The sequence below is a fragment of the Sphaerisporangium sp. NPDC051017 genome (genome assembly GCF_040683095.1).
Classification (GTDB): Bacteria; Actinomycetota; Actinomycetes; order Streptosporangiales; family Streptosporangiaceae; genus Sphaerisporangium.
The window spans coordinates 1-12,742 of record NZ_JBFBCI010000077.1 but is presented as its reverse complement, the minus strand read 5'-3'; the positions used below and the strand labels follow the sequence as shown (position 1 = coordinate 12,742).

Below are 12,742 nucleotides of genomic sequence, written 5' to 3'. Positions count from 1 at the left end.
GCACATCAGGTACGCGCACGGGTTTCACGTCGTCGCGGCCTCGCGGGTCGGCTGCGCGCCTGTGCGTGGAGAGGCTGACGAAAGCCGGAACCTATGGGGGTCGTCAGGCCCGAGGGTTGAAGGGGATGCCACTTGGCTTGGCGTTCGCGAGCAGGTCCGCGAACCGCCCGTCAGTGATCTTGATGGTCGCGTCGCCGAAGTCCGCGTTCATCAGCCTGTCGCGCAGCGAGGTGCCGGGCCAGCCGTTCCAGTCCACGAGCGGCGGATAGCGCCAGTCGTGGTAGTGGTTCTCCGGCGGGTCGTCATTGCCGTTGGCGAGCCGGAAGAAGTGCGTGGACAGCCCGTCCTTGTGGTAGACGATCTTGGGGTGCGACCCGTCGAAGCGCACCTGCGAGCGCGTGTAGGTCACGACGCTGCTGTGCTGCGTGGTCGACACGTACTCCACCTGGTTCGACGCCTGGTTGATCCAGGAGATGACGTGCTCCCAGTCGTGACGGTGGCCGCCGAGGCTGATGAGGGGCAGCGCCTGGTCCTTCTCGAAGTAGCTGGCGTACACGACGGCGCACCAGCCGTTGTCGCACTTGGACCGGGCGTAGGTCTGCGAGTTGTCCAGATCCGACTGGTCACGGCAGTTGCCGTTGACCGCACCGGTCGGCTTCAGCCCCGGGTTGAGGGTGCCGTCCGGCCCAATGGCAGGGGTGGCGTAGCAGCCGTCGCCGTCGTAGTCGTAGGCCGGCGAGAACGACAGCTCGTACTCTCCAGCCGACTGGGGAAGGTTGCGGGGCGGATCGGCGTAGGCCGCCGACGCCGGGATCACGACCCCCAGAACGGTGGCGCCGAGCACGATCCCGAACCGGGAGAGCTTGCGCTTGGAGAACGTTGGGGAAGACGTGCTCCTCTCTGACACGGTCGCTGACTTCGATGCCCTCGCGGTGGACGTGAATGACGACAGTTTTCGCATTCTTCCGCTTTCTCGAAGGACTGGCTCCATGACGTGGATCGCATCGACGTGGAGGGGTGGTAGAGCGATCGGCGGCGTTCTCCGTGCCAATGTGAGCACCCCTCGCATTTTACTGCACCACAGGACCCACGCTTGATCAAGATCCGCCCACCAGATGACACCGACATGTATCGGCTACGGCCGGAAGGTGGCCCACGAGCGAACCCCATGAACCGCCTCCCGGCACAGCCGGCTTGCCGTAGCCGACCCCGGGCCAGGCAGGATCAGCCGCGCCCGCGACCACACCCCGTTCCTGCACGCCGTCGCCGACAACCGCAACGCCATCCGCCGCTACGAGTACCTCGGATTCCGGCTGGCGATGACGGCGATGACGACATCAGACCTTCACGGCGCGCAGACGACGCTGGCTGATCTTTTCGATGCCATCGACGTCAGAGGTCAACACGGTGACCGGTCCGGGAAGACGTAGCGCGGTAGCGCACACCATGGCGTCGATGGCGTACTTGTGGCCATGCAATCCGGCCTGGGCAAGCAGTGCGGCACCATCGCGAGCGATGTCCTTCGTCACCGGCTCGACGGTCAGGCGCGACAACGTCCATTCGTAGCGAGCACGATTGAGCTTCGGGTGGGAGACCTCGACGAGGGTCGCCGCGCTGACCACTACGCGAACGTCTTCCTCCTCTGCCGCAGCCAGCCATTCCGTGAGCTCAGAAACTTGCAGTACCGCCTTGGACAGCCCTTCAGAGTCGAGGACGAGCGTTCCCGGCATCATGCGGCAGATGTGCCGGCAGAGCCCTGCTCAGGCAGGTCGCTCCGCAGAAGTGCGCGCTTGGCTTCGACTCCCGCGCGATCCACCGGACCGTGCTGGGATTCGGCCGCACTGATGAGCTCACGCAAGTTGTCCCGCTCGACCTGCCGGGACAGTGCCTCGGAGACATAGGCAGAAAAGCTGGCCTTACCGATACGAGCCTGCACGACAGCGGCGAGATCCTCCGGGATCGTGACGCTGAACTTCCTGGTTCCACCACTCATACCACCAACAATAGCATCGGTAGGATTGATGGTAGGATGATCTACTCACCACCTTCACCCGCCGCACCCGCGCCAGATAAGGCCATGCGGGCCCTGCCAGTCGACGTCGGCGACTTCCGGCGCTCATCGGCATGTGGCGGGCGCTTCGACCGAGTCAATCACGCGATCACTTATCGAACACCAGTATGATGCCACGGTCCAGACAGACGGTGATCCACCTGGAAAGGGCTGCACGTGGCGCAGAAGGTGATACTGGTTGACGACCTCGACCACTCCGAGGGCGACGACGTGGCGAGACGGGAGTTCCCGCTGCTGAGCCGGACCTTCGCCATCGACCTGTCCGATGCCAACCAGCAGCGGCTGAGCGAGGCTCTCGCGTTCATCGAAGAGGTCCTGGAGAGCTCCCGCGAGGTGAAGCAGGCGTCGCGGTCGAAGAAGGCCGCCGACCCCTCCCCCCGATTGCAGGGCTACACGCTCACCGACGTTCGCGAATGGGCACGCGAGCAAGGGCTGGAGGTACCCGCACGCGGAAAGGTCGCCGACGAGGTCCTCGAAAAGTTCATCGCCGCCCACCCCGACGCAAGCTCCACGCACTCGGCGCCGGACGAACAGCCAGGCGAAGAAGCAGAGAACGGCACGAAGCCGAACACCGACACCTGAGCCGGAGGCCCGGCCAGGGTTCGCTGCCGCGCACCCCGCTGAGGTGCTTCGGGCGGCCTGCTCGACCGGGCCGGGGACTGGGGAGGCCGCGACGAGCCGGCGGGTGTAGTCATGGACGGGCCGGGTGAGCACCTGGTCTCGATCACCTTCGACGAGCGCGCCTGGGCCTAGGTCGCCGACGCGACTGACCGATTTCCCGGTAATACCTATTGGAATAATGGGTTATCTGATGACATCATGTCGGCCATGCGCGATGCCTTACTTCGGCCGCCGTCGATCTGACCCGTCGGCCGATGACCCGGCCGCCGACGCGACGCGAGTACCACGCCCACGTCTTCAGCCGACCACGACGCTGATCCGGCCGGTCCAGCGCACCGCAACCTTCCCTCACCGAACAGGAGCCGTGTCCGATGCCCACTGCCTACGTGTTCACCGCACACGGCGGACCGGAGGTCGAGACCTTCGCCGACCTGCCTCGGCCCGTACCCGGGCCGGGACAGGTGCTGGTCGCCGTCCGCGCCGCGGGAGTCAACCCGGTGGACTGGAAGCTCCGCGCGGGATTCCGGCTACCCGGCGCGCCCGAACCGCGGTTCCCTGTCGTGTTCGGCGGTGAGGTCGCCGGCGTGGTCGAGCAGGTGGGAGACGACGTCACCGGCGTCACGGCCGGGGACGCCGTGTTCGGCAATCCGATCACCGGCGGGTACGCGCAGTACACGCTACTTCCCTCCGAGCTCACCGCCGCGAAGCCCGCCGGCCTGTCGTTCGCCGACGCGGCGACGCTGCCGCCACCGCCTACGACGGCATTGTCCAGCTCGCGCTGCCGCCTGGGGCGACCCTGCTCGTCACGGGGGTCGGCGGGGGAGTCGGCGTCGCCGCGGCCCAGATCGCCCGTCACGCTGGATTGCGGGTGATCGGCACCGCCGGCGCCGGCAAGAAGGAGTTCGTGGAGTCCCTCGGCGTCACGCACGTCGAGCCCGGCCCCGGCGTGGCCGACCGGCTGCGCGCCGCCGCCCCGGACGGGATCGACGCGATCTACGACCTGGTCGGCGGCAGCGCGCTCGAGGACGCCACTCAGGTCCTGGCCGACCGGTCGAAACTGATCAGCGCGGCCGACCGCGACACCGTCGCCCGGCTTGGCGGCTCCCCGGTCGCGCGTGCCCGGACCCGCTCCGTCCTCGACACGGTCGCCGAGCTGGCCGTGGCCGGGGTGCTGCGGCCGTTCGTCACCGCCACCTACCCCTTGGCGCAGGCTTCGCAGGCGCTGCGTGCGGTCGAAGCCGGCCACGCCCAGGGCAAGATCGTCATCGAGGTCGCCCCGTGAGCGGGCGAACCAGCGGGCACAGCGGCGTTTCGCTCACCTGCCCGACGGAGGAGAACCCGTGAGCGCATCCATCGCCAGGGACCGTAAGACCGCCGAGCCCGAGCCGGACCGCGTCGTGGCCACCGGCGCCCGGCTGGACGCGGCCGAGACCGGTTGGCCGCACCCGCTCGACAATCCGGCCCGATCCTCGCTGACCGGGCCGCACGCGCACTTCGCCGAGCAGCGCGGCAATATTCTTCGTTACCCTGTCGACGTGTCGTCGTTCGTGGCCCTCCCCGAGGTCCCGACCGCGCAGGACTGGGCCGACATCGCCACGCTGGCCGACCCGGACGGGTTCGTCCCGCTGATCGGCGTCGCCGTCCCACCCCCGGCCGGATGGGAGGTCCAGATCCATGGTGCCGGCGTGCAGATGGTCGACGACGGCGTCGCCGCCGTCGCGGACGAGGAGGCGATCCGGCTCACGGGGGCCGACGTACCGGACATGCTCGCCCTGACCCAGCGCACCAAGCCCGGCCCGTTCCTGCCGCGCACCATCGAGCTCGGCACCTACCTGGGCATCCGCCGCCACGGCGAGCTGGTCGCCATGGCCGGTGAACGGCTTCACCCGCCCGGCTGGACCGAGATCAGCGCCGTCTGCACCGCTGCCGCCCATCGCGGGCAGGGCCTGGCGACGCGGCTCGTGCGCGCGGTCGCCGCCGGCATCCGGGCCCGCGGCGAAACCCCGTTCCTGCACGCCGCCGCCGACAACACGAACGCCATCCGCCTGTACGAGTCGCTCGGATTCCGGCTGCGCCAAACCGTGACGTTCAAGACCGCCCGGGTCCCCGACGATGTCGCCGTCGGCTGAGCGGACGGCCGCCGACCTCAGTGTCGATGCGGCCGTCGCCGAAGTGGTCACGCTCACCAGCGAGCTGATCGCGATCGACACCACCAACACCGGCGACCCGTCGAGCCTCGGCACCGAGCGCGCCGCCGCCGAGTACGTCGCCGAGAAGCTCGCCGAGGTCGGCTACGACACCACCTACCTGGAGTCGGACGCACCCGGCCGCGGCAACGTCATCGCCCGGCTCCCCGGCGCCGACGCGTCGCGCGGGGCGCTGCTCGTGCACGGCCATCTGGACGTCGTCCCCGCGGACGCGGCGGAGTGGTCGGTGCACCCGTTCTCCGGCGAGGTCCGCGACGGTTATGTGTGGGGCCGCGGCGCGGTCGACATGAAGGACATGGTCGCGATGACCCTCGCCGTCGCCCGCGCGTTCAAGCGCGACGGCATCGTCCCGCCCCGTGACCTGATCTTCGCCTTCGTGTCCGACGAGGAAGCCGGCGGATTCCACGGCGCCCGCTGGCTCGTCGACAACCACCCCGATCTGTTCGAGGGCGCCACCGAAGCGATCAGCGAGGTCGGCGGCTTCTCCATCACACTCACCGGGGGCGTCCGCGCGTATCTCATCGAAACCGCCGAAAAGGGCGCCATGTGGCTGCGGCTCAAGGTCACCGGCACCGCCGGGCACGGGTCGATGCTGCACACCGACAACCCTGTCGCCAAGCTCGCCGCCGCCATCGCCCGGCTCGAACAGCACCGCTTCCCTCTCGTGCTCACCGACCCGGTCCGGGACTTCCTGCACGGCGTCGGCGAACTGACCGGCGTGCCCTTCGACGAGTCCGACCCCGAGGCGGCGGTCGCCCGGCTGGGCAACCTGTCGCGGCTCATCGGCGCCACCCTGCGCGACACCGCCAACGTCACCATGTTCAACGCCGGCTACAAAGCCAACGTCGTCCCGTCCGTCGCCCACGCCACCGTCGACGGGCGCATGCTCCCCGGCCGCGAAGCCGCCTTCGAAGCCGCGCTCACCGACATTCTCGGGCCCGACGTCGAACTCGACTGGGACAGTCTCCCGCCGGTCCAGACGACCTTCGACGGAACGCTCGTCGACGCGATGACGACAGCGATCACCGCGGAGGACCCTGGCGCGCAACTGCTGCCCTACATGCTCTCCGCCGGTACCGACGCGAAATCGTTCCAGCGGCTCGGCATCCGCAACTTCGGCTTCGCCCCGCTCAAGCTGCCCCCGGACCTGGACTTCACCGCCCTGTTCCACGGCGTCGACGAACGCGTCCCCATCGACGCCCTACACTTCGGCACCCGCACCCTCCACCGCCTGCTACGCGACTGCTAAGCGAAAGCCCTGACCGCAAATGATCAAAGAGTCCGGCCCTCCGCATTCCCTCGCCGACATCGACCGCCGCGCACCTGCGGGCTCAGGCGGGTCACACCGAGAACGGGAGTCGTAACCACCTGCGGCAACTGCCATGCCGACGGACATCGCCACAAGCGCGGCGGTGCGCTCGACTACCTGATGGGCGAGCCGTGGATGCTCATGACCGGCGGGGGCCAGATCACCGGGGTGTTCGCCGGATACGCGATCCCCGCACCTCACGTGCTGTTGGCACCGATCACCGCGGTTGAGCAGCCCGCGGCGGGCGACCACGGTCGACATTAGTCCCGCGTTTCTCCTCTGGCCGCCTCTATGAGGTGTTTCTGCCATGACGCCATGTCTTCATTCACCGGAAGGAGGTGTCATGACCGTGCTCGCGGCCGGCATCGCGCTGCTGAGTTCGCTGTTCTTCGCGCTGGGAGCGGCGCTGCAGCAGCACGAGGCGGCCCGCGCCGCCCAGCCGCGCCTGAGCGTGCTCCTTCGCAGGCCTCGCTGGCTGCTCGCCGGAGCGTCGATCGCCGTCGGCAGCGGGCTGCACATCTCCGCGCTGAGCGTCGGGCCACTGACCGTGGTTCAGCCGATGGGAGTGGCCAGCCTCCTGTTCGCCCTGGCGGTCGCCGCCGCATTGCACGGCCGCAAACCCTCGTGGAGCGAGCTCGCCGCAGCCTGCGTGGTGGGAATCGGACTGACCGGGCTCATCCTGCTCGTCCCCACCACCAGCCACGCCCCCGCTCTCAACAGCACGGAAGCGGTCACGATGCTCTCGGGAGCCGCGCTGGCGGCCCTGGCCTGCTTCACCGTGGCCAAGCGCTTGACGGCCGCCGGCCGTACCGCACTGCTCGCGATCGGCGCGGGCGTCATGTACGGCGCGGTCGCGACGCTCACCCGCGCACTGGCTGGAGGGACAGGCTGGGACCTGTGGCTCCTGGCCATCCTGCCGTTCCCCGCCCTGGCGGCGTTGATGCTGCTGCAGCGCGCTTACGCAATCGGTCACTTCGCCGTGGCGTACGCCACCCTGCAGTTGGCCGATCCGCTCACCGCGATCGCCTGCGGCGCGCTGCTCCTGGGCGAACCGCTGCCGACCAACACGACGGCCGCCGTAGCAGCGGTCCTGCTGGCCACTGCAGGAACCTTCGCCCTGGCCCGAACCACCCCCATGAGCCGATGAGCATGCCAAGGTGGCGAGCCGAGGGAAAAGATTGGGCTAGTGGATCGCGAACAACTCGCCGTTCGGCGAGTCACGTCGGGGACGAACGCGGCGATGTGGGCGGCCAGTTCGTCCGGGTGCGGCCATCAGCGGGCAGCAGGTAGGCCGGTCGGATCGGTCTTGGCGCTCTCGTCGTAATGGTTCTGGAGCCGTTCCAGCAGGGCCCGGTCCGCGCCCACTCGATGTCGTCGTCGGACCGCAGGAGCCCGGTGGCCTGCGCACGGCGGAAGAGCCGATCGCACTCCTCCAGCAGGTCCGCGTGCACCTGGGAGATCCCCGGATCCGCGGAGCTCCCGGCCCGGTTCATGACGTAGCCCCAGCCGATCTTGACACGGAGCACGTCCGCGGTCACCCGGTAGAGGACGACCCGCGGTGGCGCGGCGTCGGACACCGCGCCGTCGACGGCAGCGGCGAACTGCGCGGTCGCCCACCGGGTCAGGGCGTCGTCAAGCGCCTCGCGCGTGGCGAAGCGCCGGGGAACGGTGGTGCGGGCGACGCCGACGGCCTCGGCGATCTGCTCCATGGTGGCCGTGGGATCGCCCAAGAGTACGCGTTCAGGCCTCCAGGATTGTGTTCACCGTCCGTTCCAAGTCGGCGCGGAGTGGCTTGGTGCCGATGCGGAAGCGTTCGTGCTGCGGTGCCACCCAGAATCACTACATCAAGGTAGCTACATCCGAAGGACTTGCGACATTCATGTCGCAAATTATAGCCTCAGCGCGTCATTAACGATGCAATGAGGAGGCGTGAGATGGACCTGCAGCTGAGCGGGCGGACCGCCGTGGTTACCAGGGCCAGCAGGGGGATCGGGCTCGCCACCGTCGCGGCGCTGAGCGGCGAGGGCATGCGCGTGGTCGCGGCCGCGCGGACGGTGACGCCGGAGCTTGAGGACCTGGGGGCGATCGCGATCGCGGTGGACCTGGGGGCGGCCGGCGGGCCGGAGCGGCTGGTCGAGGCGGCGCTGGCGGAGCTGGGTGAGCTGGACCTGCTCGTCAACAACGTGGGCGGGGGTGACGGCGATGCGGTGGGCGGGTTTCTGTCCTTCGACGACGCGCACTGGGCGGAGGTCTACGGTCTGAACCTGTTCGCGGCGGTTCGCACGACGCGGGCCGCGTTGCCCAGTCTGCTGCGGCGCGGCGGCGCCGTCGTCAACGTCTCCTCGAACGGTGCGCGGATCCCGCACGCCGGCCCAGTTCCCTACACGACGGCGAAGGCGGCCCTGACGGCGTTCGGGAAGGCCCTCGCGGAGGAGTTCGGGCCTGAGGGCGTTCGCGTCAACACCGTGTCACCCGGGCCGGTGCGCACCGCCATGTGGGAGTCGCCCGACGGCTACGGTGCCCAGCTCGCCGCCTCACTCGGGCTGGCGCGAGAGCAGCTGGTGGCCGGACTGCCCGCGAAGATGGGCATGACTACAGGACGGCTCGTGGAGCCCGCAGAGGTCGCCGCCCTAATCGCCCACCTCGCTTCGCCGCTCGCGGCGAGCACCACCGGAGCCGACCACATCATCGACGGCGGGTCGATCAAGACGGCATGACAGGACGCGCCGGGAGACCTCGCGAAAGCCGACCGCGGAGAACCTTCCCTGGCCGCGTGGGTCGCGTCGTCGGGCTGCGGTCTGCGGTGAGCTCGTCGACCTACACCTGTTCACATACACGCTCGGTCCCTCCTTCTCCCCCACCTATCGGCGGCACATTCTCGCGCACCACATCCGTCATGCGCGCCCAACCTCAAGGAGTTGTCATGGCCGACGCACTCGTCTCACAGGCCATCGCAGCGTCACCAGGCCCAGCCCGGTCGGCGCGTCGGTCACGCCGGCAGCGGCGCTGGTCGTGGACGTTCGTAAGCCTGACGTCCCTGGCGGTTGCCGGGTGGTTCGGTGGCCAGTACGTGCAAGGGCTGGCCACCGTCGCGGCGAGGACACCGGACGTCGTGACGGCGGCCTCGCATTTCGACACTCTCGCGTGGCCGATCCGGTCGCTGTTCGTCGTTCACATCGTCACCGCCGCTGTGGCCCTCGCCATCGGGCCGTTTCAGTTCTCCACGAGGCTCCGCAAACGCAGCTTCGGAACGCATCGAATCGTGGGGCGCGTCTACCTGATCTCGATCATGTTCGCTGCCGTGTCCGGAGCCACCACGTCGCTGTGGAACTCCTTGGGCATCCGCGGCGTGTTCGGGTACTTCATGCTCGACGTGATATGGGCCTGGACGGCGTGGCTGGCCTATCGAGCCGCGCGCGAGCGACGGTTCCGTGAGCATCAGGCCTGGATGATCCGGAACTTCGCCCTGACCTACGCAGCTGTCACGCTGCGCGCGGCCCTGCCGGTGCTCATCCTCCTGCAGCTGCCGTTCAGCTCGGACACCTCTTTCCCTTACCTGTTCGACAACGCCATCTACACCATCGCACCGTGGCTCGCATGGCTCATCAACATCGTGGTCGCGGAGATCCTGATCGCTCGCCGGGGGCTTCCAGGAGTGCGCATGTCCACCTTTAGGGACAACCCCGCTCGCGGCAGGAGTCGCGTGCCCGCAGACTGCGTCACAGCGTCATGATCCACCGCAGCCGACTGCGAGACGTCCACATCCCGGACGTCTCGCTGACTGAATACACGCTCGAGCATGCCGACGAACTCGGCGACAAGCCGGCGCTCATCGACGGGCCAACGGGCCGGACGATCACGTACGGCGAACTCGCACAGTCAGTCAAGTCCCTGGCCGGGGGCCTGCTCGACTATCGGCTCTCCTCACGCGGCCGAGCACCACCGACGTAGGCACCCGCCTCCAACGAGTCGAACAGCTCGACGAACGCCACACGATCCCGAGCCTGCGACTCGCGCAGCACGAGCCGCTCGGTCCTGATCAGGGCGGGCGGCCAGACGGCGGATCCAACGTCAGTCCGGCCGGCAGCTATCGCACGCTGCAACAGCCCGCCTTGAGGCGCTCGTGCCGCCTGGTTCCCGACCAGCACGGCGTGTCCTCACCGACCACGACCGCGTTCCAGGTGCGGGCCGGGTCCTTCATGGCGTCGCACCTCCTCGTGAACCGCGGTCAGAATGTGGCGATCGGGTTGACCGGGCTGCCGGACGTACCGGCGAAGCGGACCGGCGCGACTGCGAGGTGGAAGTCCCACTGGCCGAGCTCGGCAGCCGTCGTCGCGCACGCCTCCAGGTCGCAGTTGTCGAGCATCCACAGACCCATAGCGACGAGGCTCACGGCGTGAACCGGCATCAACACGCCTTCGTACCCCGATGGCTGAACGTCCTGGGGGGTGTCAGCGCCGATCAGCGCGACCTCCCGTTCATGCAGCCACGACAGGCAGGACGCGTGCCACCCGGCCTGCGTGAAACCGCTGACCGCACCGGTCTCGTGCCGGACGCGGCCATAGCCGGTCCGCAGGAGTACCGCATCGCCGGATCGCACCCGCACACCCTGGCGACGCTCGGCCTCCTCGAGATCGTCGGGAAACACACCCTGCCCCGGTTCCAACCACGGCACATCCCGCACGCTCGCAATGTCCAGCAGGACACCACGCGTGATGATCCCGTTCGCCGCCGCCGTGACGGACGCCCACGCCGATCCCGTTACGGCGTCGACCAGCGAGTGCGACCGCCCGTTGTACATCGTGCCGTCCCAGAAGATGTGGCACGGCGAGTCGACGTGGGTGAGGGTGTTGCCGTGGAACGTGACGCCGAGCCGCTCGGACGAAAAGCCCCAGCGCCGGTCGTTGCGGAATCCGGGCACCGGCATGTCCTCGGCACCCGGCATGTCGGCGGCGCACGGGCACGTCGTCGTCGACCGCTCCATGTCTTGCGGTACGGCAACCTCCCATGCGCACGACACACTCCTGCCGTGGCGCACGGCCCGCGCCGCCGCCAGCCGGACGTCGTCGGTGATGTGGTTCAGAGTGCCGAGCTCGTCGTCGTCGCCCCACCGTCCCCAGTTCGACAGCGTGTTGAAGTACCCGAGCACGTCGTCCTGTGTGGGCATCGGTCGCCCTGCCGTCATCCCAGCATCGACTCCTCCGGTCACATGGTTCGAGGCACCGCAGGCAGGGTATCCCGCCCTCTCCTTTGATATGACCTCGCCGGGGCCAGAGAGACGGTGTGAGCAACCTCGATCCAACCCCCGGCGAGGCCCATGTCAATCCCTATCCGCCTCGGCGATCTCACCACCCGTTACGCGCAGAACTTCTGGACAAGCGCTTAGAACTGGTCTTTGCAAAGAGATAGTTCAGAATCTCCGCCCCCGGGCCCAACGGCGCCGACCTGTACTGGTCGGGCAAGCACGAACACCACGGCGGCAACGTCCAGGTCATCTCCGCGCCGGACGGCTGGCCGATCTGGGTGTCGGCGGTCCGGCCGGGGCGTGAGCACGACCTGACCTGCGCCCGTACCCATGGCCTGGTGGAAGCCCTGTCGCTCGCCACCACCCAGACCGCTCTGATCACGCTCACCGACCTGGGAAACGAGGGTGCCCGGGAGATGTTCAGGATGCCGTTCAAGAAGCCCAAGGGCGGCCGGCTCACTGAGCCGCAGCGCGCGTTCAACCAGCTCCTGCGAGGCATCCATAGAATCAGCGAACGGGCGAACACCCTGCTCAAGACCACATTCAAGGCCCTGCACCGGGTCAGCCTCGATCCGAACCGGATCACCCAGATCGCCGCCGCAGCCCTCGTCCTGCTTCAACTGGAGTACGGACGGACCGTGTAAGGCACTCACGTACCGCCACGAGCAGTTACAGGGAAAGGTTCACTGGGTCGCGCACACAAACCGAAGTCCTGCGCGCCCAGGGTCATGGCGATCGTTCCCCTGGACAATGAGACGGTCGGCATCCATGTCCCTGGTAGGCATGAACGACGCCTAAGCAGGATCTCCGTCGGAATCGAGATCCGTTACCGGTGCCCTTCCCCTGACGGCCAGACCTGGACATCGTCCGGAGCACACGGCCTCGTGGCGCGATCGGCCTCTTCGGGAAGCCGACGGTGCTGCTCCTCGAAACCGAGGATCATCGCGAGCGCGACCTGCGAGTTCATTCTGACCAGGACGTTCGCATGACCGGCCGGGTCAACGAAAGGCGAGATCACCAGGGGCGCGGGAATCCCGCGGCTCCCCAGCCAGTCCTCCATGCGTTTGCGAAGCTCGGAGGCCAGACGCAGCGCCTGGCGCTCCCTGTCGCTGAGGTGAGACATACCACCGCCTCCTGGTTCAACTCTCGTCAACGAGCAGCATGTCCACCCACGCGTCGGGCAGCTTCTCGTCAACGTCGAACCACACCGCCATGCCGTCCCCACGCCGCCGGGTGATACCCCACTGCTTGGCCAGCGTGTCGACGAGCCGCATACCCCGACCGCTCTC

16 protein-coding genes and 1 pseudogene are annotated in these 12,742 nt (G+C 68.3%); 11 read left to right on the top strand and 6 right to left on the bottom strand.

Features of this window, described 5'->3' with window-relative positions; all coding sequences use genetic code 11:
• Positions 1-103: 103 nt before the first annotated feature.
• Positions 104-907 (bottom strand): NPP1 family protein, encoded by an 804-nt coding sequence (locus AB0M95_RS36465; RefSeq protein WP_363774897.1) that lies wholly within the window; start codon positions 905-907, stop codon positions 104-106.
• A gap of 316 nt (positions 908-1,223) precedes the next feature.
• Here AB0M95_RS36465 and AB0M95_RS36460 point away from each other — a divergent pair, with 316 nt between their 5' ends.
• Positions 1,224-1,430 (top strand): GNAT family N-acetyltransferase, encoded by a 207-nt coding sequence (locus AB0M95_RS36460; protein ID WP_363774947.1) that lies wholly within the window; start codon positions 1,224-1,226, stop codon positions 1,428-1,430.
• Here AB0M95_RS36460 and AB0M95_RS36455 read toward each other — a convergent pair.
• Positions 1,338-1,733 carry a PIN domain-containing protein gene (locus tag AB0M95_RS36455; RefSeq protein ID WP_363774894.1) on the bottom strand — a complete coding sequence of 132 codons (396 nt, stop codon included), beginning with the start codon at positions 1,731-1,733 and terminating at the stop codon, positions 1,338-1,340. The genes AB0M95_RS36460 and AB0M95_RS36455 overlap by 93 nt on opposite strands.
• Positions 1,730-1,993 carry a CopG family transcriptional regulator gene (locus AB0M95_RS36450; RefSeq protein ID WP_363774891.1) on the bottom strand — a complete coding sequence of 88 codons (264 nt, stop codon included), beginning with the start codon at positions 1,991-1,993 and terminating at the stop codon, positions 1,730-1,732. The genes AB0M95_RS36455 and AB0M95_RS36450 overlap by 4 nt, the downstream gene beginning before the upstream one ends.
• 246 nt (positions 1,994-2,239) lie before the next feature.
• On the opposite strand from AB0M95_RS36450, the gene AB0M95_RS36445 reads away from it, so the two are divergent.
• From AB0M95_RS36445 to AB0M95_RS36420, 6 genes are all read left to right on the top strand, one after another.
• Positions 2,240-2,653 carry an Lsr2 family protein gene (locus AB0M95_RS36445; RefSeq protein WP_363774888.1) on the top strand — a complete coding sequence of 138 codons (414 nt, stop codon included), beginning with the start codon at positions 2,240-2,242 and terminating at the stop codon, positions 2,651-2,653.
• 410 nt (positions 2,654-3,063) lie between these two features.
• Positions 3,064-3,564 (top strand): alcohol dehydrogenase catalytic domain-containing protein, encoded by a 501-nt coding sequence (locus AB0M95_RS36440; RefSeq protein WP_363774885.1) that lies wholly within the window; start codon positions 3,064-3,066, stop codon positions 3,562-3,564.
• Positions 3,561-3,974 (top strand): zinc-binding dehydrogenase, encoded by a 414-nt coding sequence (locus tag AB0M95_RS36435; RefSeq protein ID WP_363774882.1) that lies wholly within the window; start codon positions 3,561-3,563, stop codon positions 3,972-3,974. The genes AB0M95_RS36440 and AB0M95_RS36435 overlap by 4 nt, the downstream gene beginning before the upstream one ends.
• A 58-nt stretch (positions 3,975-4,032) precedes the next feature.
• Positions 4,033-4,821: a GNAT family N-acetyltransferase gene (locus tag AB0M95_RS36430; RefSeq protein ID WP_363774879.1), complete on the top strand. Its 789-nt coding sequence runs from the start codon at positions 4,033-4,035 to the stop codon at positions 4,819-4,821.
• Positions 4,805-6,148, top strand: coding sequence for a M20/M25/M40 family metallo-hydrolase (locus tag AB0M95_RS36425; RefSeq protein ID WP_363774876.1), 1,344 nt, complete (start codon positions 4,805-4,807; stop codon positions 6,146-6,148). The genes AB0M95_RS36430 and AB0M95_RS36425 overlap by 17 nt, the downstream gene beginning before the upstream one ends.
• 403 nt (positions 6,149-6,551) lie before the next feature.
• Entirely contained in the window at positions 6,552-7,355 is an 804-nt protein-coding gene (locus AB0M95_RS36420) for a DMT family transporter (protein ID WP_363774873.1), read from the top strand.
• A gap of 70 nt (positions 7,356-7,425) precedes the next feature.
• Here AB0M95_RS36420 and AB0M95_RS36415 read toward each other — a convergent pair whose 3' ends face one another.
• Positions 7,426-7,938, bottom strand: coding sequence for a TetR/AcrR family transcriptional regulator (locus AB0M95_RS36415; RefSeq protein ID WP_363774870.1), 513 nt, complete (start codon positions 7,936-7,938; stop codon positions 7,426-7,428).
• A 204-nt stretch (positions 7,939-8,142) separates the two neighbouring features.
• Between AB0M95_RS36415 and AB0M95_RS36410 the strand changes: the two genes are divergently transcribed.
• The 3 genes from AB0M95_RS36410 (at position 8,143) to AB0M95_RS36400 (ending at position 10,159) form a co-directional block, all read left to right on the top strand.
• Entirely contained in the window at positions 8,143-8,925 is a 783-nt protein-coding gene (locus AB0M95_RS36410; protein ID WP_363774867.1) for an SDR family oxidoreductase, read from the top strand.
• Between the two features lie 206 nt (positions 8,926-9,131).
• Positions 9,132-9,941, top strand: coding sequence for a DUF2306 domain-containing protein (locus tag AB0M95_RS36405; RefSeq protein WP_363774864.1), 810 nt, complete (start codon positions 9,132-9,134; stop codon positions 9,939-9,941).
• Positions 9,938-10,159 carry a hypothetical protein gene (locus tag AB0M95_RS36400; protein WP_363774861.1) on the top strand — a complete coding sequence of 74 codons (222 nt, stop codon included), beginning with the start codon at positions 9,938-9,940 and terminating at the stop codon, positions 10,157-10,159. The genes AB0M95_RS36405 and AB0M95_RS36400 overlap by 4 nt, the downstream gene beginning before the upstream one ends.
• A 277-nt stretch (positions 10,160-10,436) precedes the next feature.
• On the opposite strand, the gene AB0M95_RS36395 is transcribed toward AB0M95_RS36400, so the two are convergent.
• Positions 10,437-11,393, bottom strand: a complete 957-nt coding sequence (locus tag AB0M95_RS36395) for a cyclase family protein (protein WP_363774858.1) — start codon at positions 11,391-11,393, stop codon at positions 10,437-10,439.
• A 227-nt stretch (positions 11,394-11,620) separates the two neighbouring features.
• Between AB0M95_RS36395 and AB0M95_RS36390 the strand changes: the two are divergent.
• Positions 11,621-12,097 (top strand): annotated as a pseudogene (locus tag AB0M95_RS36390) (transposase family protein); the annotation flags it as partial.
• A 182-nt stretch (positions 12,098-12,279) separates the two neighbouring features.
• Here the strand turns inward: AB0M95_RS36390 and AB0M95_RS36385 are convergent.
• Positions 12,280-12,576, bottom strand: coding sequence for a hypothetical protein (locus AB0M95_RS36385; RefSeq protein ID WP_363774855.1), 297 nt, complete (start codon positions 12,574-12,576; stop codon positions 12,280-12,282).
• Between the last annotated feature and the right edge of the window lie 166 nt (positions 12,577-12,742).

What these genes read in the sequence shown, in the direction of transcription:
- AB0M95_RS36395 (WP_363774858.1), bottom strand. Translation starts at nt 11,393, where the DNA reads ATGACGGCAGGGCGACCGATGCCCACACAGGACGACGTGCTCGGGTAC.
- AB0M95_RS36455 (WP_363774894.1), bottom strand. Translation starts at nt 1,733, where the DNA reads ATGATGCCGGGAACGCTCGTCCTCGACTCTGAAGGGCTGTCCAAGGCG.
- AB0M95_RS36385 (WP_363774855.1), bottom strand. Translation starts at nt 12,576, where the DNA reads ATGTCTCACCTCAGCGACAGGGAGCGCCAGGCGCTGCGTCTGGCCTCC.
- AB0M95_RS36450 (WP_363774891.1), bottom strand. Translation starts at nt 1,993, where the DNA reads ATGAGTGGTGGAACCAGGAAGTTCAGCGTCACGATCCCGGAGGATCTC.
- AB0M95_RS36440 (WP_363774885.1), top strand. Translation starts at nt 3,064, where the DNA reads ATGCCCACTGCCTACGTGTTCACCGCACACGGCGGACCGGAGGTCGAG.
- AB0M95_RS36420 (WP_363774873.1), top strand. Translation starts at nt 6,552, where the DNA reads ATGACCGTGCTCGCGGCCGGCATCGCGCTGCTGAGTTCGCTGTTCTTC.
- AB0M95_RS36425 (WP_363774876.1), top strand. Translation starts at nt 4,805, where the DNA reads ATGTCGCCGTCGGCTGAGCGGACGGCCGCCGACCTCAGTGTCGATGCG.
- AB0M95_RS36410 (WP_363774867.1), top strand. Translation starts at nt 8,143, where the DNA reads ATGGACCTGCAGCTGAGCGGGCGGACCGCCGTGGTTACCAGGGCCAGC.
- AB0M95_RS36405 (WP_363774864.1), top strand. Translation starts at nt 9,132, where the DNA reads ATGGCCGACGCACTCGTCTCACAGGCCATCGCAGCGTCACCAGGCCCA.
- AB0M95_RS36400 (WP_363774861.1), top strand. Translation starts at nt 9,938, where the DNA reads ATGATCCACCGCAGCCGACTGCGAGACGTCCACATCCCGGACGTCTCG.